The sequence below is a fragment of the Streptococcus sp. FSL W7-1342 genome, from assembly GCF_037966635.1.
Classification (GTDB): Bacteria; Bacillota; Bacilli; order Lactobacillales; family Streptococcaceae; genus Streptococcus; species Streptococcus salivarius_D.
The window spans coordinates 1,342,385-1,362,988 of the sequence record NZ_CP150200.1 but is presented as its reverse complement, the minus strand read 5'-3'; the positions used below and the strand labels follow the sequence as shown (position 1 = coordinate 1,362,988).

The window sequence follows — 20,604 nt, the reverse complement described above, 5'->3', positions numbered from 1 at the left end:
CATCTATTTCTTATTTGATTAGAAAATGATAAAATAGTAACTGTTCATCGATTGTAGGTGAATACTAATAAAAAAGGGGAGGGACTATGTTCCAAAAAGTTAAAGTATATGTGACAGTCCTTGTTACTTTGCTAGCCATAAGTTTAGGCCTATCTGTCAAAGCAGGGGCAGCAGAAGACTTGGCTGTGACAAAGACAAGTATTGTTCTAGAAAGTTATGAGTTTGGACCGGCTGTAACCAAAGTCATTTTTGAATTTAATCAGAAGGTCACGCCAGAGGTTGTCCACAGCTCAACTCAGGTTACAACAGCAGGGGTCAGTCGTCAGGTAACGAACTCTTATGTTTCTGATGATAAGGGGCATGTGGTCTATTATGATAACAGCAAGTACGTGACGCTTGAATTGAGCCTACCGTCTTATAACCGCTACAACATGGGTGGGAATGCTGAACCTATGTATTTCAACCTTTCTACTTGGACTAACCAATGGCTGGAAAGTTATATGGTATCAATGAAAGACTTGTCAGTAGTGGCAGAAGGTAGTAGTCAGTCACAGATGGTTTCATCTGAGCAAGATGCCATCAACAATCGTTTGATGCCAACGACGGAGGTTTTCGACGAGCGAGGAGAGGTAGGTAACATGCAGTATGCGGCTTATAGTGCCCAGACTGGTACAGGGAATAGCACCAAACCATTGATAGTCTGGTTACACGGTATTGGTGAAAGAGGGACAGATATGAATATTCCGCTTCTTTCAAATGACGTCTATGCGCTTACCCAGCCTGAGATTCAAGGCCATTTCTTAACAACTGGTGATCAGGCGCGTGGGGTTAATGTTCTGGCTGTTCAAACGCAGACACCTTGGGGATCAGATAATGCAGCCCAACTCAAAGAGACCATTGATACCTACCTAGCTAATCACCCTGAGGTAGATAAGGGACGAATCTATCTTGCGGGAGTTTCAAATGGTGGTGGTATGGTCTTGACCATGGGAGCAACCTATCCAGATTATTTTGCAGCTCTCATTCCAATAGCAGCGCCACTAACTGTTGACCAATCTGGAATTGATAAACTGAAGAACCAGCCTATGTGGTTGATTCACACAAAGGCAGACGCAACAGTCCAACCAGAAAATAGTGTCTTGCCTTTATATAAGAGCTTGATTACCTCTGGAGCTACTAACAAGTGGTTCTCATACTTTGAAACAGCTACTGGGACTGATCTTCCTGGGACAGAGTATGATGGGCATTGGGCTTGGATTTATTTCTTCCATGACCAGGTGATTGGCGTTCAGCATCCTGAAAATACGAAAAATTGGGACGGTTACAGCGGTATGGTAGCCACCGATCCAACTAATGGAGGTGGCTCTCGTGCCAGTGTCAATGGACAAACTTATAACAGTATCTTTGACTGGATGAGTGCACAAAGACACTAAGAGGATGATAATCACACTCCCCAAAGGGAATATTACAAGATATTATCCTCAATCTAAAGGGGTTTCAATCGAAATCCTTTTTTAGATTGGATTAAGAAAATGGGCACTTGTGATTTTCTTAATGAAAGCTTAAGAACATAGGGTTTACCGTGACAAGAGGGCTGAAAAATGCTAAAATATAGATAATATATTAGAGAAAAAAGGAGCCTTCTTATGAAAGGTATTATTCTTGCAGGTGGTTCAGGGACACGTTTGTATCCATTGACACGTGCTGCATCAAAACAACTGATGCCGATTTACGATAAACCAATGATTTACTATCCACTCTCAACGCTTATGTTGGCTGGTATTAAGGAAATTCTCATCATCTCAACGCCACAGGACCTTCCACGTTTTGAAGAGCTTCTTGGTGATGGTTCTGAGTTCGGTATTTCACTTTCTTACGCAGTACAACCAAGCCCAGATGGATTGGCTCAAGCCTTTATCATTGGTGAAGACTTCATTGGTGACGATAGTGTTGCACTTGTCCTCGGGGATAACATTTTCCATGGCAATGGTCTTTCTGCCATGCTTCAACGTGCTGAAGCTAAGGAAAAAGGTGCCACAGTCTTTGGTTATCAAGTTAAGGACCCAGAACGTTTTGGAGTTGTTGAGTTTGACGACAATATGAATGCCATCTCTATCGAGGAAAAACCTGAGCATCCAAAATCAAACTTTGCTGTAACTGGTCTTTATTTCTATGACAATGATGTTGTGGAAATTGCTAAAAACATCAAGCCAAGCCCTCGTGGCGAACTTGAAATCACGGATGTTAACAAGGCTTACCTAGAACGTGGAGACCTCTCTGTTGAGCTTATGGGACGTGGCTTTGCTTGGTTGGATACAGGCACTCACGAAAGTCTCTTGCAGGCTGCTCAGTACATCGAAACAGTTCAACGTTTGCAGAATGTCCAAGTAGCTAACCTTGAAGAGATTGCCTATCGCATGGGTTATATCACTAAAGAACAGGTTCTTGAATTGGCACAACCACTTAAGAAAAATGAATACGGACAATATTTGCTCCGTTTGATTGGAGAAGCATAATGACTGAACAATTTTTTGGTAAAGAATTAGCTGCACGCAAGATTGATGCCATCCCAGGTCTGCTTGAATTTGATATTCCTGTTCATGGAGATAACCGTGGATGGTTCAAGGAAAACTTCCAAAAGGAAAAGATGTTGCCACTTGGTTTTCCAGAATCATTCTTTGCAGAAGGAAAATTGCAAAATAACGTTTCTTTCTCACGTAAAAATGTTTTGCGTGGCTTGCACGCCGAGCCTTGGGATAAATACATCTCAGTGGCAGATGAAGGAAAGGTTCTTGGAACTTGGGTTGACCTCCGTGAAGGCGAAACGTTTGGGAATACTTATCAAACTGTTATTGATGCCTCAAAAGGAATCTTTGTTCCTCGTGGTGTTGCCAATGGTTTCCAAGTTCTGTCTGACAAAGTATCATACAGCTATCTCGTAAACGATTACTGGGCACTTGAACTTAAACCTAAATATGCCTTTGTCAACTATGCTGACCCAAGCCTTGATATCAAGTGGGAAAACTTGGAAGAAGCAGAAGTCTCAGAAGCAGATAAAAATCACCCATTGCTCAAAGACGTTACCCCCCTCAAACCAGAGGATTTGTAAAAATATAGCTCTTGAAACAATTAAGAAAATCATTATATAGTTTTTAGCTTTGTTATAAACGAGCGAAGCGAGCTATATGATTAGCTTTCCGCCGTGAGAAAAGCACCTGAATCATTGTGTTTCAGGTGCTCGGAAGTTTTGAGACATCAGGCTCAAAACTTAGTCATGGAACTTCTTCGAAGTTCGCTGACGTCCGTACTCACCTAAGGAAAGCTAAAAAAGATTGATTTAAGGAACGATTAAGAAAAATAATATTTTTTGGAGAAAAAATGACTGAATATAAAAATATCATCGTAACTGGTGGCGCAGGTTTCATCGGTTCAAACTTCGTACACTATGTCTACAACAACCATCCAGACGTACATGTGACTGTCCTTGACAAACTCACTTACGCTGGTAACCGTGCCAATATTGAAGAAATCCTTGGTGACCGTGTTGAATTGGTTGTTGGTGATATTGCTGATGCTGAATTGGTTGATAAATTGGCTGCTAAGGCTGATGCTATCGTTCACTATGCGGCTGAAAGCCACAATGATAATTCATTGAACGACCCATCACCATTTATCCACACAAACTTCATTGGTACTTACACACTCTTGGAGGCTGCTCGTAAATACGATATTCGTTTCCACCACGTGTCAACAGACGAAGTTTATGGTGACCTTCCATTGCGTGAAGATCTTCCTGGACACGGTGAAGGTCCTGGTGAAAAATTCACAGCAGAAACAAAGTACAACCCTTCATCACCATACTCATCAACTAAGGCTGCTTCAGACCTTATCGTTAAAGCATGGGTGCGTTCATTTGGTGTTAAAGCAACTATTTCAAACTGCTCAAACAACTATGGACCTTACCAACACATCGAAAAATTCATTCCACGTCAAATCACCAACATCTTGTCAGGAATTAAACCAAAACTTTATGGTGAAGGTAAAAACGTCCGTGACTGGATTCACACTAACGACCACTCAACTGGTGTTTGGGCTATCCTCACTAAAGGCCGTATCGGTGAAACTTACTTGATTGGTGCCGATGGTGAAAAGAATAACAAGGAAGTTCTTGAACTCATCCTTGAAAAAATGGGGCAACCAAAAGATGCTTACGACCGTGTCACAGACCGTGCTGGTCATGATTTGCGTTACGCTATTGACTCAACAAAATTGCGTGAAGAACTCGGTTGGGAGCCACAATTTACAAACTTTGAATCAGGTTTGGAAGAAACAATCAAGTGGTACACAGATCACCAAGACTGGTGGAAAGCCGAAAAAGAAGCTGTTGAAGCTAACTACGCTAAGACACAAGAAGTGCTTAAATAATTGGAAAATCTATCACTTCCAAGCTAGTGATAGATTTTTCTATTAAGAAATCTTAGGAGAGATGATGAATAGAAAAGAATGGATTGAATATTTTGAAGCGATTAATAATCGTAAACCCACTATTCAGGAGTGTCAGCAGGCCCTTCTAAATGGTGAATTTGTTATGGAAGGAAAACAAGCTACTTTTTCCAACAATGGAAATTCCGTGACTGAAGGAGCCATGCCTTTTCCAAATCAAATGACTGGTCAAATGGTCAACCCAGCTTATTCACAACAAATTGTCTTTGTTAAGAAGAAAAAGTTTGGCAAGAAGACTTTTCTTGGTCTTGGGATTGCTTTATTTCTTGTTGTAGCAACAAGTCTTGGCCTCTTTTTGTTTTCTTCCAAAGGAACAAACTTGGGTGGCTTGTGGGTAAATGGTAATAATGACGGGCTTGTTTATGATTTAAAAGAAAAGAATTCAAAACTTTTTACTGGCTATACGGAAGATAATATTAAAGAAGTTGCTCTCGGTAAGAAGGTTCGACAAGAGTTTGAAAGAAGCATAAAGGCGGTAAGTGATTCAAAACTAAAATCTATTGCTGATTTTGACAAGAAGTACCAATTTCATACAAAAGAGGTCATACTGGTTAAGACTGAACGATATGGCTACTATAATCTGGTTCAGAAGGATGGAACAAATGTCATTTTAGACATAGGCTTATCAGAAGTATTTTCCCACGGATCAAACACTAAAGAATTTAAAAAGAGATGTCTTTTTTATAAGGCGGAGGTTCCAAAAGCCTTTGTTGGTAACTGGAAGAAATTTGATGAGGATGATGACGCCGAAGGAAAAGCTACTATCTCTGAAAATGGTGTTATTTCTACAGATTCCGATGATACAGATATCTTAATTGCTAAACCTTTAAGAGAATATCTGGTGAACAAATCAGGTAAAGTAGATAATGATAAGGTGCAGAAAGAATTTGATAAAATACAGAAGTCTCTTAAGTCACATGGTTATCAGGCTAAGAGTGTTAATGATATCTACCACGATGAGAGAAGTTCCTACTATTTTGCAGTTGTAGATGGTGGCAAGCGCATTGTTATCTTAGAGGATAGCTATGGAGATCTCTATTCAGGTTATATCGAAAGACAAGACAAAGATTAATCACGATACCTCTAGCAGGTAAGAAGTACCTAAATAAGATGCAGAAGCCTATCATTCCTCTAGGAGTGATGGGCTTTTTTTACTTGTAAATACGATATTAACTTATGACAGCGATACAATTAATTACATGATTGTTACAAAAATTACATAAAATACTTGATTTTTGTAACAAAATAGATATAATAGAAATATATATAAGAGGTTTATGAAAATGAAAAGTAAAGTTATCCGTGTTTGTTCCCTTGTTTTGTTGTCTGTAGCTGTTTCTACAGCACTTGTCGGATGTGGCTCTAAGTCAGAAAAAGACACTGCAGCATCATCTACAACGTCAACTTCTAAAGTAATGAAGTCATCTGCTAAAACAAAAACATCTGAGAAGAAGTCTGCTAAAAAGTCAAAGACAGAAGCTTCATCTTCAAAGGATTCTCAAGGTCAAGAAGAAGCGAGTGCTCCTGGAGCTAGCTCTTCAAAAAATCAAGCCTCAGCTGGAAATGATGCTCAAGCAGGGACAAATGGTAGTGTTGCTTCTGAGTCAAACAAGTCTAGTCAAGCAACAGCTGATACCCAAAGTGACGCTCCTGTCCCAGCAGCTTTGGTTGGAACTTGGACTGGTACAAGTCCTCAAGCAACGGACATTAGTTTTACAGTTGATGCTGATGGCAACATCACTTCAAAGGCAAATTTCAATGTCGATTACGAACCCTATCGTCAAAGCTCTACAACTGCAAAAGCTGTTCAAATTTCTGGAAATCTCTACGTTTGGGAGGGTGGCGATTTTTCTACCTTGCTTCCTGGTATTACAGGAATAGGGGGAGCTGGTTTTCAAGCTAAGCCTGGCTTTATTCTTGAAAATGGAACTTACACGCCAGTTCAATTCATCTCTGACTTGGGACCAACCTTTGATTATAGCAACTATAATGCTTTCCCATTCTCATTAACAAAATAAAGAATAGAAGCTATCTGGAGAGATGGCTTCTTTTTTGGCTCAAACTCTTATCATTCGAGGTCTCATTTCTGTTTAAAAAATGGTAGAATAGTTACATGCAAACAAAACCAACGTCAGCCTATGTGCACATTCCATTTTGCACACAAATTTGTTATTATTGTGACTTTTCCAAGGTCTTTATTAAAAATCAGCCCGTTGATGACTACCTACGGGCTTTGATTCGTGAGTGGGAGCTTTTAGATATCAAGGAGCTTCGCACCCTTTATATTGGTGGTGGGACACCGACAGCTATTTCTGCGGAGCAATTGGACTACCTTTTAAGCAATCTTCAGAAAAATTTGGATTTGTCTAAGTTGGAGGAGTTTACCATTGAGGCCAATCCTGGGGATTTGACGGTTGATAAGATTGAGGTGCTCAAAAAATCAGCTGTAAATCGCGTATCTTTAGGGGTTCAGACCTTTGATGACAAGCACTTGCGTCAAATTGGTCGCAGTCACAATCAAGCACAGATTTATGAAAGTATTGATAGCTTAAAGGCTGCTGGTTTTCATAATATTTCCATTGACCTTATTTATGCACTACCTGGTCAAACTATGGATCAGGTCAAGGAAAATGTGAGAAAGGCACTGGAACTGGATATTCCACACCTAAGTCTCTATAGTTTGATATTGGAACATCATACGGTCTTTATGAATAAGATGCGTCGGGGTAAGCTCAATCTTCCGACTGAGGACTTGGAGGCAGAGATGTTTGACTATATTATCCAAGAGTTGGAAGACAATGGTTTTGAGCACTACGAGATTTCAAACTTTACCAAACCTGGGATGGAGAGTCGACATAATCTCATGTATTGGAATAATGATGAGTATTATGGTGTGGGTGCTGGAGCCTCTGGTTATGTTAATGGTGTTCGTTATCGCAATAGAGGGCCTATCCAGCATTATCTAAAGGCTATAGCTGAGGATGGTCATGCTAGACTTCACGAGGAGCATCTGACTAAGGCGGAGATGATGGAAGAGGAGTTCTTCCTTGGCTTGCGTAAAAAGTCGGGAGTGTCCATCAAACGTTTTGAAGAGAAGTTTGGCTTGTCATTCGCGGATACTTATGGAGACATTGTGAAAAAACTACAGGAAGATGGGCTCTTGGTCAAGGATCCAGAGGTGGTTCGTATGACCAAACGAGGACTCTTTTTGGGTGATAGTGTCGCTGAGCAATTTATCTTGGAGGATTAGATGGGATTAAAATTTAGTATTTCTTATCAGATTCCGTTTTATGAGACGGATATCACGCATCAGGTGAAATTACCGCACTTATTGGCGTTTTCATTGCAAGTATCTGGTATGCAGTCAGAATCTCTGGGAAATACGGATAAGGACGTTTTTGATAAGTACGGTCTGGTTTGGATTGTGACAGACTATGCGATTGAGATTGACCGTCTGCCTCGCTACAATGAAAAGGTGACCATTACAACGGAAGCTATTTCCTATAATAAGATTTTCTGTTACCGTAATTTTTACATCACAGATGAAACTGGTCAGCAAATTATGCTCTTTAAGACTACCTTTGCTCTCATGGATTATGAAACGCGTAAGGTAGCAGAAGTACCAGATGAGGTGGTAGCACCTTATGGAGCTGATAAGACTAAAAAGTTGCTTAGAGGACCTCGCTATAATGCTTTGGAAAATCCAATTGAGACGCTTTATCGTGTGCGTTATTTTGACCTAGACATGAATGGTCATGTTAATAATAGCAAGTACTTGGAGTGGATGTTGGATGTTTTCGATTTGGACTTTTTGACCAAGTACACACCGTCCCATATTGACCTCAAGTATGTTAAGGAAATTCATCATGGATCAGAAATTTATTCAGGTTACGAGTTTGACCAAGAAAGTTTGAGCAGTCAACACCAGATTTGTGTGGATGGTAATGTTCATGCTCAGGCTATTATCCAATGGAAAGAAATAGGAGACGAGTAGGATGACATATAAAGGTTATTTGATTGATTTAGATGGAACTATTTACAAGGGGAAGGACCGCATTCCTGAGGGAGAAGCCTTCGTTAAGGAGTTGCAGAAGCGTCAGATTCCCTATCTTTTTGTGACGAATAACAGTATGCGTACACCAGAAATGGTCCAAGAGCTTTTGCGTAATCAGTGCGAATTGGAAACGCCTCTTGAGACCATTTATACAGCAACCTTGGCGACAGTTGACTATATGAATGATATGAATCGTGGTAAGACGGTTTATGTTATCGGTGAGACTGGACTTAAATCTGCAATTGCGGAAGCGGGGTATACGGTAGATGAGGAAAATCCTGCCTATGTTGTGGTGGGCTTGGATCGTGAAGTCACTTATGAAATGTTGGTAAAGGCAACGCTTGCCATCCATAAAGGAGCTATGTTTATTGGGACAAACCCAGATTTGAATATCCCAACAGAACGCGGCCTTCTTCCAGGTGCCGGTTCCCTTTTAGCCCTTATTGAGGCAGCAACACGCGTGAAACCAATCATTATCGGTAAACCTGAAGCTATTATCATGAACAAGGCTCTTGAAATCCTTGGGACAGAACGTAGCCAAACTATCGTGGTTGGTGACAATTACTTGACTGATATTACAGCTGGCATTAAAAATGACTTTCCAACACTTCTTGTGACAACTGGATTTACCAAGGCGGAAGAGGTTGCGAATTTACCAGTAAAACCCGACCATGTACTTTCTAGTCTAGTGGAGTGGGATTTTGATGCGAACTAAAATTGAGGCTGTTCTGACTCCGATTTGGCTCTTGGCCCTGTCTATCCTAGTGACGATTTATCTGGCATGGGGCTTTTATTATTTTGATATTGATTGGATGCATCTTTTGAACTATGTCATTCTTGGCAAGACAGAGCTCTGGCATAATTTCAATATCCTCATGAAGTACTTGACCTTTCCTTGGGTTGGTCATCTGTCCATGCCTGATTTTCCATCGTCGGAGAGTGGACTTAAGCATTTTCATGATGTGAAGTGGCTCTTTCATTTGGTACAGGGGCTTGTTATCCTACTGGCCTATCCAGCTCTGACTTTTCTTTGGCGAAATGTGAAGAAAGGGACCTTTGGTCTTTACGCTAAACTTTATATGAGTCTAGCACTCTTGCCGGTCCTTATTGGGGTTGTGGGACTTTTTCTCGGATTTGATGAGTTTTTTACGCTCTTTCATGAAGCCCTCTTTCCTGGGGATAGCAGTTGGCTCTTTAATCCAATGTTGGACCCGATTATCAATGTTTTGCCAGAAGAGTATTTCCTTCAGTGTTTTGTCATTTTCTTTCTTGTCTATGAGGGAATCATGGTGAGTCTGACCTGGTTGGCCCGTAAGCAGCTTAAAATGTATTTGAAAAATAAGGAGTAGTTATGTCTATTCGTGATAACCATTTGCATACCCATCATTCCTATGATTCGGATGCGAACTTTACTGATTATTTGAGGCATTTTGATGGGGAGATTGTAACGACTGAGCATTATGATCTCTCTAATCCTTATACCAAACAGGATGATGTGCCCGAGTATGAGGCCTATAGTCGTGAGATTGAAAGTCTTAACCGTAAGTATGGCAATCGTATTAAACGTGGTATCGAGATTGGTTACTACCAGCCTAGGGAAAGGGATATTTTAGACTTTCTGGATGGTAAGGACTATGATCTCAAACTTTTATCTGTTCACCATAATGGGGTCAATGATTATCTTGATGATGAGGTAGCGGATATGGACAAGGCAAGCATTATTCAAGAGTATCTGGACAAGTTGGAGTACGCTATTGGTCGTGTGGACGCAGATGTTCTGGCCCACTTTGACTATGGTTTCCGCCTGTTTGATGTGACTGTTGATGAGCTAAAAGTCTATGAAGAACAACTCAAACGTATTTTCCAGAAAATGATTGCTAATGATTTGGCTTTTGAACTGAATGCAAAGAGTATGTACCTCTATCATCACGAGGGCCTTTACCGTTATGCCCTAGGCCTTGTTAGGGATTTGGGATGTCGTAAGTATTCTATTGGGTCTGATGGTCATAAGTTGGAGCATTTCCGTCTGAACTTTGACAAGATTCAGGAGATCTTGAGAGAATTTGGCATTACAAAAGATATGATTATATAGCGAAGACAGCTTCAACTGAAGCTGTCTTTTTCTTAAGGAAAGCTTAAAGAAAAGGCGTGGTTATGGGAATTATAGAAGATTTTAAGCTTCGCTTGTTATGCTAATGTCAAGTAAAAGGAACATATGGTTTCAATCTTATCTTTCAAAATTGGAGGTCTTCTATGAAATTTCTCAAAAGGCATGCCTATGCCTTAGTTTTTACCCTTTTTCTGATGGGGGCAAATGTTTACTCTCTCTTAAAGGTCTTTGTCATTCCCTCAGCGGTCTCAACGGTTTCAGCCAATACAACTAGTTCAACCACAGCGTCGTCGACGGCATCTACCAGTACTGGTAAGGTAACTAAGACGGATACGACTTATAAAGATGACAATATGGATATCAAAATCACGACAGGTAAAACCAGTGATACCACATACTATGTGGCAGATATCAAGCTTTCGAGTGCAGATTACCTTAAAACGGCTTTGGCACAAAATACCTATGGGACTAACATCACCGACACTACTTCAAGTATTGCCCAGCAGAATAATGCAATCTTTGCCATCAATGGTGACTATTATGGAGCTAACCAGTCGGGCTATGTGATTAAAAATGGTCAAGTCTATCGTGATACTGATCGAAACAGTGACTACGAGGACCTTGCAGTATACTCAGATGGTAGCTTCAAGACCTTTAAGGAGAGCGATACAACAGCTCAAAAATTGGTCGATTCAGGTGTGGTGAACACCTTCGCCTTTGGTCCAACCTTGGTTGAAAATGGCAAGATAGCTGTATCGGAAAATGAAGAGGTTGGTCAAGCTATGGCTGACAATCCACGTACAGCCATCGGAGTCATCGAAGAGAGTGATGGCAGTGTGCACTATATTGTCATTGTTTCTGATGGTCGTACCAGTGAATCGTCAGGGTTGACCCTCTATGAAATGGCAGAGTTGATGAAATCCTATGGTGTGACGACAGCCTATAACCTTGACGGTGGTGGCTCATCTACTATGTACTTCAATGGTCAAGTCATTAACAAGCCAACCACAAACGGAAACAAAATTTCAGAAAGGGCGGTGAGCGATATTGTTTACATCGGTTACTAAAAAATCAGCCAGCAAACACTTTTTCACTTACATTGCTTTAACTATTTTCAGCCTTCTATTTACCTTTGTCTATGAACGCTTTTCTTATGGGGAATCGTCCATGTTTATGCGTATGATGTTTTTTGCCCCATTAGCTGGAGCACTTATCTATCTGCTAACAGGAGTGGGTATGTCTTGGGTGAGAACACGTCTTTCAAAACTACTCTTTAATTCGTCTATTGCAGTTGTAGCTAGTGCTTGTCTGGTTAAGGGAATCGTTGAGGTTTCAGGTCGTACGACTAGCGTGGATATGCCTTATTGGTATGTTGCTGCGGGGCTACTTTGTTTGAGTATTATGACAGGATTTATCAGACCTAGAAAATTAGCTTAACCATAAGAGCTTGGAGCTGTGCTTCAGGCTTTTTGTCTTGCATTGAAAAAATATTTAGGATAAATATACAAACCATAAAATGAAGAAATTATTTTAAATGAGGAATTTGCTTAAAGACATTTTCATAAAAAATAACTGAGCTTGATTTTTTTGTGATAGGAATTTAGATAGAACGAGACTGTCTATAGTGATGTAAGTGCCTTAATCTATCGTGTTTCCGGCGCTAGGGATTTTTGAGACATGAGGTTCAAAACTTAGGCATGGAACTTTTTTGATAGCTAGAATCACCCACCGAATCATTTCACCCGCGTCCGTCATCACCTAAGAAAAGTCTTAAAAGGCTTGTTTCTGCTATTAAATATACATGATTTTCAACTTTTTATAAAAATATACAAAAAAGACTTGCTTTGTTCTGAATTTTCAGGTAAAATAAACTAAAATCGAAATCGTTGATAGAAAAAGTCAGATCGTTTCACAGAGAATGCGGGAAGCTGAGAACGCATGAGATCAAAGACGACACATTCTTGAGAGCGTATGCGAACTCTGGATGACAGTAGTGTACGACGGGTGGTTCCGTTAGAGACTAGGAGTTACAAGAGAGACCTTGTGACTTCATGAGGAAGAGGGGGTGACCCCTGTTCGAATTAAGGTGGAACCACGTGCCAACGTCCTTGCAAAAGTTGTTTTTGCGAGGGCGTTTTTTGTTACCCTTGCTTTTAGTATTTGTAGCTAGCCGTACACTTGGTCGGAGTTGAACAGAAAGGATAAACTATGGAAATCAAAGGATTACGAAAGATTGAACCCTATGTGGCGGGTAGTCAGCCTGCTGAGAAAAATATCATTAAGTTGAATACTAATGAAAATGCCTATGGACCAAGTCCAGCGGTCCATCAAGCTTTAGCATCCTTTGATGCCCATCAGTTACGCAAGTATTCGACTTTGGATCAAGCGGCTTTGCGTCAAGCCTTATCTGAACAGTTAGGTGTTCCTGCTGATCAAGTGATTATTGGAAATGGGTCAGACGATATTTTATCAATGGCTTTTCTAGCTTTCTTTAATAGCGAGGAAGAAGTTTTGTTTCCAGATTTGACCTATGGTTTTTACAAGGTATGGGCAGATTTGTATCGCATCCCATTTAGAGAAGTGCCCTTGAACTCTTCATTTGAGATTGATACTCAAGATTATTTGGTTGAAAATGGTGGGATTGTCATTACAAATCCAAATGCACCAACAGGTATTTATAAACCTCTCAATCAAATTGAGGAGATTGTAAAGGCCAATCTGTCAGTAGTTGTGATTATTGACGAAGCCTATATTAACTTTGGTGGGGAGACGGCCTTACCGCTCATAGAAAAGTATGACAATGTGTTTATCACTAGGACCTTTTCTAAGGATGCCTCCCTTGCTGGCCTGCGTGTCGGTTACGGCATAGGAAGTCCTAAACTAATGGCTGTAATCAATGCCGTCAAGAATTCAGTTAACCCCTATAATGTGGATAGCATTGCGGAAGTCTTGGCGACTGCAGCGGTTAAGTCCTGGGACTACTATGAGGACACTTGCGCTAAGATTATGGCAACACGTGACTGGTTTAGCCAAGAATTGCAGGCGATTGGTTTTGATATCCTACCTTCAAAAACTAATTTTGTTTTGGTCAAACCTCACGGAGTGACTGCAGGTCAATTGTTTGACTACCTCCAAAGTAAGAAAATTTATGTCCGTTATTTTCCAAAAGTGGAGCGTATTTCAGACAGACTACGCATTTCTATTGGGACGCAGGATGAGATGGAGCGCGTATTAATGACAATACAGGAGTTACAAGCATGAAAAAAACGACATTAGCCTTAGGAATGCACGATAAACTTTTCAAACGTGCCCGTACCATGTATCAGATTGAACACCGTATCTGTGACTTGTTGATGACAAAGGGCTTTCTTCGGATTGAGACACCAACCTTAGAGCATTTCGAAGTCTTTAGTGATCTTGTGGACAATGGAAACTATAATTTCTTTGACAAAAATGGAGATCTTGTTAGTTTACGTCCTGATATTACCAGCCAAATTGGGCGTGTGATTGCTTCGACGCAAGTTCATACACCGATCAAATTTTCTTACTCTGGAAAAGTCTTTAACTACAATGAGGAGATGCGTGGCTTGTCCAATGAGCATACGCAGGCTGGTGTGGAAATCATTGGTTTTCCAGTTCATCAGGCATTGGAAGAAGCAATAGCTTCTGCTAAAGAGGCTCTAGATGCTGCAGGGGTCAAAAATTACAAGTTTGAATTTTCACATGCCCGCCTCCTACAACTCATTTTTGAAGAATTAAACCTTCCAGCTGTAAAAGAAGCAGAGTTGGCGGCCTATATCCGTGATAAATCGATTACCGGTCTTAAGGAGTTCACCAAAGAAAATCCAAGTCAATATGACAAGGTCTTGGAGCAGTTACCCTTCTTGTTTGGTGAGACAAATGCTGTCCTGGTCAAGGCTAGACAGTTAACAGATAGTGAAGCCTTTTTGACGGCCTTGGATAGTTTGGAAGTTTTAACCAATCGTTTATCAGATAGTCTCCCAGAGACGACGCTTGATTTGGCTCAATTGCCAGCAGTGCCTTACTACACGGGCATGATGTTTAAGGTCTTCGGTGACAAGGTACCAGATGCCTTTGTATCAGGTGGCCGTTACGATAAACTATTTGAACGCTTTGGAGCTACCGAGTTAACAGCGGTTGGCTGGGCCATTGATATTGACTCAGTTTATCAAGCAGTACATGACGATGTGGAATTTGGAGGTGACTTGGATGACTAGCAATCAAATCACAATTGCCTTGACCAAGGGACGTATTGAGAAAGATACGGTTAAATTACTGGAAAAAGCTGGTTTTGATATGTCTTTCATGGCCGATAAGGGACGTAATTTGATTTTCGAGAGTCCTGACAACCGGTTCCGTTTTCTCTTGGTTAAAGCTCCAGATGTGACTACCTATGTACGACATGGTGTCGCAGATATTGGGATTGTCGGTAAGGATGTTTTGGTCGAACATCCGACAGGTTATTTGGAAATGCTAGACCTTAATTTTGGTCTTTGTAAATTCTCCGTAGCATCAACAGAAGACTATAACCCTGATGACCATAAGCGTAAACGTATTGCGACCAAGTATCCAACCATTGCGACGAATTATTTTAATCAAAAGGGTGAGGATGTCGAAATCATTTCGATTCAAGGGAGTGTTGAGATTGCCCCCGTCATTGGTCTAGCAGATGCCATTGTAGATATTGTAGAAACAGGGAATACACTTGTTGCAAATGGCCTAAAAGTTTATGAAGATATTTGCCGTATTTCAGCACGAATGATTGTGAACAAGGCTTCTTTGAAAAATAACAAGGAAGTCCTGCCATTCATTCGCAAGATTGAATCACTTGTAGGAAACGAGGAGGTACCGTTCGAATGAAACGATTAACTGGAACAAATAAAGAAATTGCTGAGCTTCTTTATCAGGAGCAATTGGAACTTTCAAAAGAAAATAGAGACGTTGAAAGCACGGTTCAAGCCATTATTGAGGATGTCAAAAAACGAGGAGACGAGGCCCTTCGTGACTATTCAGCTAAATTTGATAAGGTTGACTTGACTGATTTTGAGGTTGGACAGGATTTGATTGATCAAGCCTTTAAAGAGATTGATCCAGAGGTTTACCAAGCCCTAGTTAATGCCAAAGAAAACATTGAATCTTACCACAAGCATCAGTTGGAGGCTGGTTTTGAGGACCAACCAAGTGAGGGTGTTATTCGTGGTCAATTGATTCGTCCCATCAATCGTGTAGGTGTTTATGTGCCTGGAGGAACTGCAGCTTATCCATCATCAGTTCTTATGAATGTCATCCCTGCTAAAATTGCTGGGGTTAAAGAGATTATTATGATTACGCCGCCACAAGAACACTTTGTTCCTGCAATTCTAGTAGCCGCAAAATTGGCTGGTGTGGATAGCATTTATCAAGTCGGTGGGGCTCAAGGGGTTGCGGCCTTGGCTTTTGGTACAGAAACGATTCCAAAGGTTGACAAGATTACAGGTCCCGGAAATATTTTCGTGGCGACTGCTAAGAAGCAAGTTTACGGTATTGTCGGTATTGATATGATTGCAGGACCATCAGAAATCGGTGTTATTGCTGATAGTAGCGCTAATCCAACCTATGTGGCAGCCGATCTCTTGTCTCAAGCAGAGCACGATACACGTGCACGCGCCATTTTGGTAACAGATTCTCAAGCCTTGGCTGATGGAGTTGAAAGTGAGATTGAACGACAACTCAAGCTTTTGCCACGTGAGGCGACTGCTCGTCCATCTATCGAAAATAACGGCCGAATTATTATTGCCAATGATACAGATGCTATGTTTGAACTCATGAACTTGGTTGCGCCAGAACATTTGGAAATTGCTATGGACAACGCCTATGATTATCTAGAAAAAGTGGAGAATGCTGGTTCCGTCTTTCTTGGTCACTTTACCAGTGAACCAATTGGTGACTACTATGCTGGTGCCAATCACGTTCTTCCAACGACAGCAACTAGCCGATTTTCATCAGCTTTAGGTGTGCACGATTTTGTCAAACGTATCCAATATACGCAGTATGACAAAGCAGCAGTCAATAAGGCTCAACACGATATCACAAACTTGGCTTATGCGGAAGGTTTGCAGGCCCACGCTAAGGCTATTGAAGTCAGAAACGACAATAATTGAGAGAGTAGAGGAAGAAGTTATGAGACAAGCAGAAATTGAACGTAATACCTTTGAAACCAAAATTAAGTTAAGCCTCAATTTGGATGCTCAAGAACCAGTAGATATTCAAACAGGTGTCGGATTTTTTGACCACATGTTGATCTTGTTTGCCCGTCACGGCCGTATGTCTTTGGTGGTGAAGGCTGATGGCGACCTTTGGGTTGATAGTCACCACACTGTTGAAGATGTCGGTATTGTCCTTGGTCAAGCTCTTAAAGAGGCCTTGGGCGATAAAGCAGGTATCAACCGTTATGGAACGGCTTTTGTACCTATGGATGAAACCCTTGGAATGGCAAGTTTAGACTTGTCTGGACGTAGCTACTTGGTCTTTGATGCTAGTTTTGATAATCCAAAATTGGGTAATTTTGACACAGAATTGGTAGAAGAATTTTTCCAAGCCTTGGCTTTCAATGTTCAGATGAATCTCCACCTCAAGATTCTCCACGGAAAAAACAATCACCACAAGTCAGAAAGTCTCTTCAAGGCAACAGGACGTGCCTTGCGTGAGGCTATCACGGTTAATCCTGATATTCATGGCGTAAACTCAACAAAGGGGATGCTATGATTATCGTCATTGATTACGATGCGGGGAATACCGCCAATGTTCTGCGTGCCCTTGAAAAGATTGGTGTGACTGCAGAGTTGTCTGCCGATAAAGAAAAAATCCTAGCTGCAGATGGTTTGATTTTACCTGGTGTGGGTGCTTATCCAACAGCCATGGCAGAGCTTGAGCGAAGAGGCTTGGTAGCTGTTATCAAAGAGGCCGTCGCACAGGGAGTTCCTCTTTTGGGAATTTGCTTAGGCATGCAGATTTTAACGGAAAAAGGGCTGGAACATGAGGAAACAAATGGTCTCGGTTTTATTCCAGGTGTTTGCCGTACTATTCCAGCCAGCAAGGAGCAACCTGTCCCACATATGGGGTGGAATGATTTGGCTGTTAAGCAAGCCAGCCCTTTGACAGATGGTTTAGACGGCCAAGCTGTCTACTTCGTTCACAGTTATTTCACGGATGTCCCTAGCCAATATATTGATGTTACCGCAGATTATAGTATCGAGGTGCCAGCCATGATTCATAAAGACAATGTTTATGGAGCTCAATTTCATCCCGAAAAATCAGGTGATATTGGTTTAGGTATTATTGAACAATTTGTAGGTTTATGCAAAGCCTAAAAGCTCTTGAGAGCAAAGTTTTTTCACTTAGAAAGGATGGTAGGGGAGATGCAAATTCTACCAGCAATTGATATTAAGGATGGACAGGCTGTTCGTCTCTTTAAAGGAGATTTCAACCAACAAACCGTTGTCAATCCAGATGTTATTGAGCAGGCAAAGATCTTTAAGGATGCGGGCATTCAATTTATTCATGTCGTCGACTTGGACGGTGCCCTAGATGGTCGTGCCACTAACCGTGACTTGATTGCAGAGGTCAAGAAGGTTTCTGGACTTGGCATCGAAGTTGGTGGCGGTATCCGTACCTTGGAGCAGATTCGTGACTATTTGGAAGTTGGCATCGACCGTATCATTATCGGTTCAATGGCCGTTAAAAATCCTGACTTCGTTCGAGCAGCTTTAGAGGAATTTGGTGCCGATAAAATTGTCGTAGGTATTGATGCCAAGGCAGGGTTTGTCGCTACCGAAGGTTGGTTGGAAACAAGCAATGTGGACTACATCACCTTGGCTAAGGAAATGGAAAAGATGGGCGTAACCCTCTTTGTCTATACTGATGTTGATCGAGATGGCACACTGACAGGACCCAATCTTGATCACTACAAACGTTTGGTATCTGAACTCACAACCGCCAAAGTCATTGCTTCAGGTGGAATTGCAGAAGTAGCTGACTTAGATCACCTAGAAGAGATTGGTGTGGCAGGAACCATTGTCGGCAAAGCCTACTATAACGGCAATATCACATTAGACCAGCTCAAGGCTTTCGGAGGTTAATATGCTTAAGAAACGTATTATTCCCTGTTTGGATGTCAAGGATGGCCGTGTTGTCAAGGGGGTTAATTTTGTGAATCTGACAGATGTTGGTGACCCTGTTGATTCTGCGCGTGCTTATTATGAAGCTGGTTGTGACGAACTTGTTTTCTTGGACATCACAGCGACTTCGGATAATCGTGAAACAACGGTTGATATGGTGCGTCGTGTTGCCGATCAGGTCTTTATCCCCTTCACGGTTGGTGGTGGTATCCGTTCAGTTGAAGACATGAACAAGATGCTCAAAGCCGGTGCTGACAAGGTTGCCGTCAATTCCTCAGCCCTTGCCAATCCGCAACTAATTGCTGATTGTGCTCAAAAATTCGGGAATCAGTGTGTAGTGGCTGCGATTGATGCTAAAAAGATGGCTGATGGGAGCTGGCATGTCTTTGTGGCGGGCGGCCGTAAGGATACAGGTAGGGACCTTATCCAATGGGCTCAAGAAGTCGTCGCTTTGGGGGCTGGAGAAATTCTCTTAACCAGCATGGACAAGGACGGCACTAAGTCTGGTTTTGATTTGGAAATGCTCAATCGTGTAGCGGAGGTCGTCGATGTTCCAATCATTGCCTCTGGTGGTGCAGGAAATATTGAGGATATTGTAGAAGTCTTTGAAAAGACAACAGCGACGGGTGCTCTGGCAGCCTCTATCTTCCACTTTGGTGAGGTAAATATAGGCGAAACCAAACAAGTCTTGGCAAATGCAGGAATCGAGGTGAGACAATGACAGAGGTTAAACTTGATTTTGACAAACAAGGCGGACTGGTACCAGTCATTGTGACAGATTACAAGACGGGACAGGTGCTCATGTTGGCCTATATGAATGAGCTGTCCTATCAGTTAACCCTTGAGACCAAACAAATGCATTACTGGAGCCGTTCCAGAAATGAGCTTTGGCATAAGGGAGCCACATCTGGCCATTTCCAACATGTCAAAAGCATCAAGACAGATTGTGATCAGGACACCCTGCTTATCGCTGTGGAACAAGAAGGAGCAGCCTGCCATACAGGAGCCTACAGCTGTTTCTTTACGGATATATATGATGACAATCAAGATAGATAGGAGTAGCTATGTTAGAAACACTTTATAAGGAAGCCTTAGATCGTAAAAAAAATCCCAAAGAAGGATCTTATACCAATTACCTTTTTGACAAGGGGCTAGACAAGATTCTTAAAAAGGTTGGCGAAGAAGCAACAGAAGTTGTGATTGGGGCCAAAAATGCTGATAAAGAAGAAATTGCCAACGAGACAGCAGACGTTCTCTATCACCTAGCAGTCATGCTCGTTGAAACAGGGGTCAGCCCTGAAGACATTGAAGCCGTACTTAAAGCCCGTCAAGGCAAACAAAGCAATGTCCATGACCGAAAAGAAGTAACGGATTATTGAGGATTATATCAACTGATTGAGACTAAAACGAAAAGCCTGAAGTGATTCAGGCTTTTTTGCTGGAGAAATCCTAATCTTCTGCCTTCTAACCAGCATAAGAAAGCGCTTTAAAATGCTATAATAGGAGTGAAGAAAGCTCGTTTTATTTGAAGGATTTGGTGTGCTTATTTATACAAATCATTGAGGAAAGGAAGGATGTCCTATGAAGAAAAATACTCCTAATATTTTAAAGCTTTCTTGCTTAGCTATTCTCCTCCTCTGTTCTAGTCTTTTAGTTGGTTGTAAAGTTGTACTGCCAAATTCTTACTTCAAGGCTAGGGGAAAAAACGCAAAAAATCTTGGCTCATAATGGTTTTAAGGGAAAGGTCCAAGTTAAGCTTA

24 protein-coding genes are annotated in these 20,604 nt (G+C 41.4%); all 24 read left to right on the top strand.

Features of this window, described 5'->3' with window-relative positions; genetic code table 11:
- Positions 1 to 86: 86 nt before the first annotated feature.
- Positions 87 to 1,433, top strand: coding sequence for a PHB depolymerase family esterase (locus NSQ79_RS06135; RefSeq protein WP_004182694.1), 1,347 nt, complete (start codon positions 87 to 89; stop codon positions 1,431 to 1,433).
- 213 nt (positions 1,434 to 1,646) lie between these two features.
- Positions 1,647 to 2,516, top strand: coding sequence for a glucose-1-phosphate thymidylyltransferase RfbA (gene rfbA / locus NSQ79_RS06130; RefSeq protein WP_002883992.1), 870 nt, complete (start codon positions 1,647 to 1,649; stop codon positions 2,514 to 2,516).
- Positions 2,516 to 3,109 (top strand): dTDP-4-dehydrorhamnose 3,5-epimerase family protein, encoded by a 594-nt coding sequence (locus NSQ79_RS06125; RefSeq protein ID WP_004182693.1) that lies wholly within the window; start codon positions 2,516 to 2,518, stop codon positions 3,107 to 3,109. Before rfbA ends, NSQ79_RS06125 begins: the two co-directional genes overlap by 1 nt.
- Before the next feature lie 269 nt (positions 3,110 to 3,378).
- The gene (gene rfbB, locus NSQ79_RS06120) at positions 3,379 to 4,425 is read left to right on the top strand and encodes a dTDP-glucose 4,6-dehydratase (RefSeq protein WP_002884100.1); all 1,047 of its coding nucleotides are present in this window, start codon (positions 3,379 to 3,381) and stop codon (positions 4,423 to 4,425) included.
- Positions 4,426 to 4,489: 64 nt separating this feature from the next.
- On the top strand, positions 4,490 to 5,575 hold the full coding sequence (locus tag NSQ79_RS06115; RefSeq protein WP_004182692.1) for a hypothetical protein: 1,086 nt from the start codon (positions 4,490 to 4,492) through the stop codon (positions 5,573 to 5,575).
- 205 nt (positions 5,576 to 5,780) lie between these two features.
- Complete coding sequence (locus NSQ79_RS06110) at positions 5,781 to 6,521, top strand: hypothetical protein (protein WP_037605587.1); 741 nt, start codon at positions 5,781 to 5,783, stop codon at positions 6,519 to 6,521.
- 95 nt (positions 6,522 to 6,616) lie between these two features.
- The gene (gene hemW, locus NSQ79_RS06105; RefSeq protein WP_004182690.1) at positions 6,617 to 7,753 is read left to right on the top strand and encodes a radical SAM family heme chaperone HemW; all 1,137 of its coding nucleotides are present in this window, start codon (positions 6,617 to 6,619) and stop codon (positions 7,751 to 7,753) included.
- Positions 7,754 to 8,497 carry an acyl-ACP thioesterase domain-containing protein gene (locus NSQ79_RS06100; protein WP_164332245.1) on the top strand — a complete coding sequence of 248 codons (744 nt, stop codon included), beginning with the start codon at positions 7,754 to 7,756 and terminating at the stop codon, positions 8,495 to 8,497.
- A 1-nt stretch (position 8,498) separates the two neighbouring features.
- Positions 8,499 to 9,272 carry a TIGR01457 family HAD-type hydrolase gene (locus NSQ79_RS06095; RefSeq protein WP_164332246.1) on the top strand — a complete coding sequence of 258 codons (774 nt, stop codon included), beginning with the start codon at positions 8,499 to 8,501 and terminating at the stop codon, positions 9,270 to 9,272.
- Positions 9,262 to 9,906 (top strand): TIGR01906 family membrane protein, encoded by a 645-nt coding sequence (locus NSQ79_RS06090; protein ID WP_164332247.1) that lies wholly within the window; start codon positions 9,262 to 9,264, stop codon positions 9,904 to 9,906. Before NSQ79_RS06095 ends, NSQ79_RS06090 begins: the two co-directional genes overlap by 11 nt.
- Before the next feature lie 8 nt (positions 9,907 to 9,914).
- Complete coding sequence (locus NSQ79_RS06085; protein ID WP_164332256.1) at positions 9,915 to 10,649, top strand: PHP domain-containing protein; 735 nt, start codon at positions 9,915 to 9,917, stop codon at positions 10,647 to 10,649.
- Positions 10,650 to 10,810: 161 nt separating this feature from the next.
- On the top strand, positions 10,811 to 11,734 hold the full coding sequence (locus NSQ79_RS06080) for a phosphodiester glycosidase family protein (protein WP_070849136.1): 924 nt from the start codon (positions 10,811 to 10,813) through the stop codon (positions 11,732 to 11,734).
- The gene (locus tag NSQ79_RS06075; protein WP_048790760.1) at positions 11,715 to 12,104 is read left to right on the top strand and encodes a hypothetical protein; all 390 of its coding nucleotides are present in this window, start codon (positions 11,715 to 11,717) and stop codon (positions 12,102 to 12,104) included. Before NSQ79_RS06080 ends, NSQ79_RS06075 begins: the two co-directional genes overlap by 20 nt.
- A gap of 771 nt (positions 12,105 to 12,875) precedes the next feature.
- Complete coding sequence (gene hisC / locus NSQ79_RS06070; RefSeq protein WP_045768867.1) at positions 12,876 to 13,928, top strand: histidinol-phosphate transaminase; 1,053 nt, start codon at positions 12,876 to 12,878, stop codon at positions 13,926 to 13,928.
- Entirely contained in the window at positions 13,925 to 14,905 is a 981-nt protein-coding gene (locus tag NSQ79_RS06065; protein WP_045768866.1) for an ATP phosphoribosyltransferase regulatory subunit, read from the top strand. Before hisC ends, NSQ79_RS06065 begins: the two co-directional genes overlap by 4 nt.
- Positions 14,898 to 15,548 carry an ATP phosphoribosyltransferase gene (gene hisG / locus NSQ79_RS06060; protein ID WP_045768865.1) on the top strand — a complete coding sequence of 217 codons (651 nt, stop codon included), beginning with the start codon at positions 14,898 to 14,900 and terminating at the stop codon, positions 15,546 to 15,548. Before NSQ79_RS06065 ends, hisG begins: the two co-directional genes overlap by 8 nt.
- A complete protein-coding gene (gene hisD / locus NSQ79_RS06055) occupies positions 15,545 to 16,828 on the top strand; it encodes a histidinol dehydrogenase (protein ID WP_164332248.1) in 1,284 nt (427 codons plus the stop codon). The genes hisG and hisD overlap by 4 nt, the downstream gene beginning before the upstream one ends.
- A 19-nt stretch (positions 16,829 to 16,847) precedes the next feature.
- Positions 16,848 to 17,432, top strand: a complete 585-nt coding sequence (hisB, locus tag NSQ79_RS06050) for an imidazoleglycerol-phosphate dehydratase HisB (protein WP_149561274.1) — start codon at positions 16,848 to 16,850, stop codon at positions 17,430 to 17,432.
- Positions 17,429 to 18,037, top strand: a complete 609-nt coding sequence (gene hisH, locus NSQ79_RS06045; RefSeq protein WP_045768862.1) for an imidazole glycerol phosphate synthase subunit HisH — start codon at positions 17,429 to 17,431, stop codon at positions 18,035 to 18,037. Before hisB ends, hisH begins: the two co-directional genes overlap by 4 nt.
- 48 nt (positions 18,038 to 18,085) lie before the next feature.
- The gene (gene hisA / locus NSQ79_RS06040; RefSeq protein WP_004182679.1) at positions 18,086 to 18,805 is read left to right on the top strand and encodes a 1-(5-phosphoribosyl)-5-[(5-phosphoribosylamino)methylideneamino]imidazole-4-carboxamide isomerase; all 720 of its coding nucleotides are present in this window, start codon (positions 18,086 to 18,088) and stop codon (positions 18,803 to 18,805) included.
- A 1-nt stretch (position 18,806) separates the two neighbouring features.
- Positions 18,807 to 19,565: an imidazole glycerol phosphate synthase subunit HisF gene (gene hisF, locus NSQ79_RS06035; RefSeq protein ID WP_004182678.1), complete on the top strand. Its 759-nt coding sequence runs from the start codon at positions 18,807 to 18,809 to the stop codon at positions 19,563 to 19,565.
- Complete coding sequence (gene hisI / locus NSQ79_RS06030) at positions 19,562 to 19,900, top strand: phosphoribosyl-AMP cyclohydrolase (RefSeq protein WP_004182677.1); 339 nt, start codon at positions 19,562 to 19,564, stop codon at positions 19,898 to 19,900. The genes hisF and hisI overlap by 4 nt, the downstream gene beginning before the upstream one ends.
- Positions 19,901 to 19,908: 8 nt before the next feature.
- A complete protein-coding gene (hisE, locus tag NSQ79_RS06025) occupies positions 19,909 to 20,223 on the top strand; it encodes a phosphoribosyl-ATP diphosphatase (RefSeq protein WP_045768861.1) in 315 nt (104 codons plus the stop codon).
- Positions 20,224 to 20,425: 202 nt separating this feature from the next.
- Positions 20,426 to 20,572: a hypothetical protein gene (locus NSQ79_RS06020; protein WP_004182676.1), complete on the top strand. Its 147-nt coding sequence runs from the start codon at positions 20,426 to 20,428 to the stop codon at positions 20,570 to 20,572.
- Positions 20,573 to 20,604 lie beyond the last annotated feature (32 nt).

Coding starts and splice junctions, on each gene's coding strand:
- hisF (WP_004182678.1), top strand. CDS start 18,807: ATGCTTAAGAAACGTATTATTCCCTGTTTGGATGTCAAGGATGGCCGT.
- hisA (WP_004182679.1), top strand. CDS start 18,086: ATGCAAATTCTACCAGCAATTGATATTAAGGATGGACAGGCTGTTCGT.
- hisH (WP_045768862.1), top strand. CDS start 17,429: ATGATTATCGTCATTGATTACGATGCGGGGAATACCGCCAATGTTCTG.
- NSQ79_RS06110 (WP_037605587.1), top strand. CDS start 5,781: ATGAAAATGAAAAGTAAAGTTATCCGTGTTTGTTCCCTTGTTTTGTTG.
- hemW (WP_004182690.1), top strand. CDS start 6,617: ATGCAAACAAAACCAACGTCAGCCTATGTGCACATTCCATTTTGCACA.
- hisD (WP_164332248.1), top strand. CDS start 15,545: ATGAAACGATTAACTGGAACAAATAAAGAAATTGCTGAGCTTCTTTAT.
- NSQ79_RS06115 (WP_004182692.1), top strand. CDS start 4,490: ATGAATAGAAAAGAATGGATTGAATATTTTGAAGCGATTAATAATCGT.
- NSQ79_RS06020 (WP_004182676.1), top strand. CDS start 20,426: ATGAAGAAAAATACTCCTAATATTTTAAAGCTTTCTTGCTTAGCTATT.
- hisG (WP_045768865.1), top strand. CDS start 14,898: ATGACTAGCAATCAAATCACAATTGCCTTGACCAAGGGACGTATTGAG.
- hisI (WP_004182677.1), top strand. CDS start 19,562: ATGACAGAGGTTAAACTTGATTTTGACAAACAAGGCGGACTGGTACCA.
- NSQ79_RS06065 (WP_045768866.1), top strand. CDS start 13,925: ATGAAAAAAACGACATTAGCCTTAGGAATGCACGATAAACTTTTCAAA.
- NSQ79_RS06135 (WP_004182694.1), top strand. CDS start 87: ATGTTCCAAAAAGTTAAAGTATATGTGACAGTCCTTGTTACTTTGCTA.
- rfbB (WP_002884100.1), top strand. CDS start 3,379: ATGACTGAATATAAAAATATCATCGTAACTGGTGGCGCAGGTTTCATC.
- hisE (WP_045768861.1), top strand. CDS start 19,909: ATGTTAGAAACACTTTATAAGGAAGCCTTAGATCGTAAAAAAAATCCC.
- rfbA (WP_002883992.1), top strand. CDS start 1,647: ATGAAAGGTATTATTCTTGCAGGTGGTTCAGGGACACGTTTGTATCCA.
- NSQ79_RS06125 (WP_004182693.1), top strand. CDS start 2,516: ATGACTGAACAATTTTTTGGTAAAGAATTAGCTGCACGCAAGATTGAT.
- NSQ79_RS06100 (WP_164332245.1), top strand. CDS start 7,754: ATGGGATTAAAATTTAGTATTTCTTATCAGATTCCGTTTTATGAGACG.
- NSQ79_RS06090 (WP_164332247.1), top strand. CDS start 9,262: ATGCGAACTAAAATTGAGGCTGTTCTGACTCCGATTTGGCTCTTGGCC.
- hisC (WP_045768867.1), top strand. CDS start 12,876: ATGGAAATCAAAGGATTACGAAAGATTGAACCCTATGTGGCGGGTAGT.
- NSQ79_RS06095 (WP_164332246.1), top strand. CDS start 8,499: ATGACATATAAAGGTTATTTGATTGATTTAGATGGAACTATTTACAAG.
- hisB (WP_149561274.1), top strand. CDS start 16,848: ATGAGACAAGCAGAAATTGAACGTAATACCTTTGAAACCAAAATTAAG.
- NSQ79_RS06080 (WP_070849136.1), top strand. CDS start 10,811: ATGAAATTTCTCAAAAGGCATGCCTATGCCTTAGTTTTTACCCTTTTT.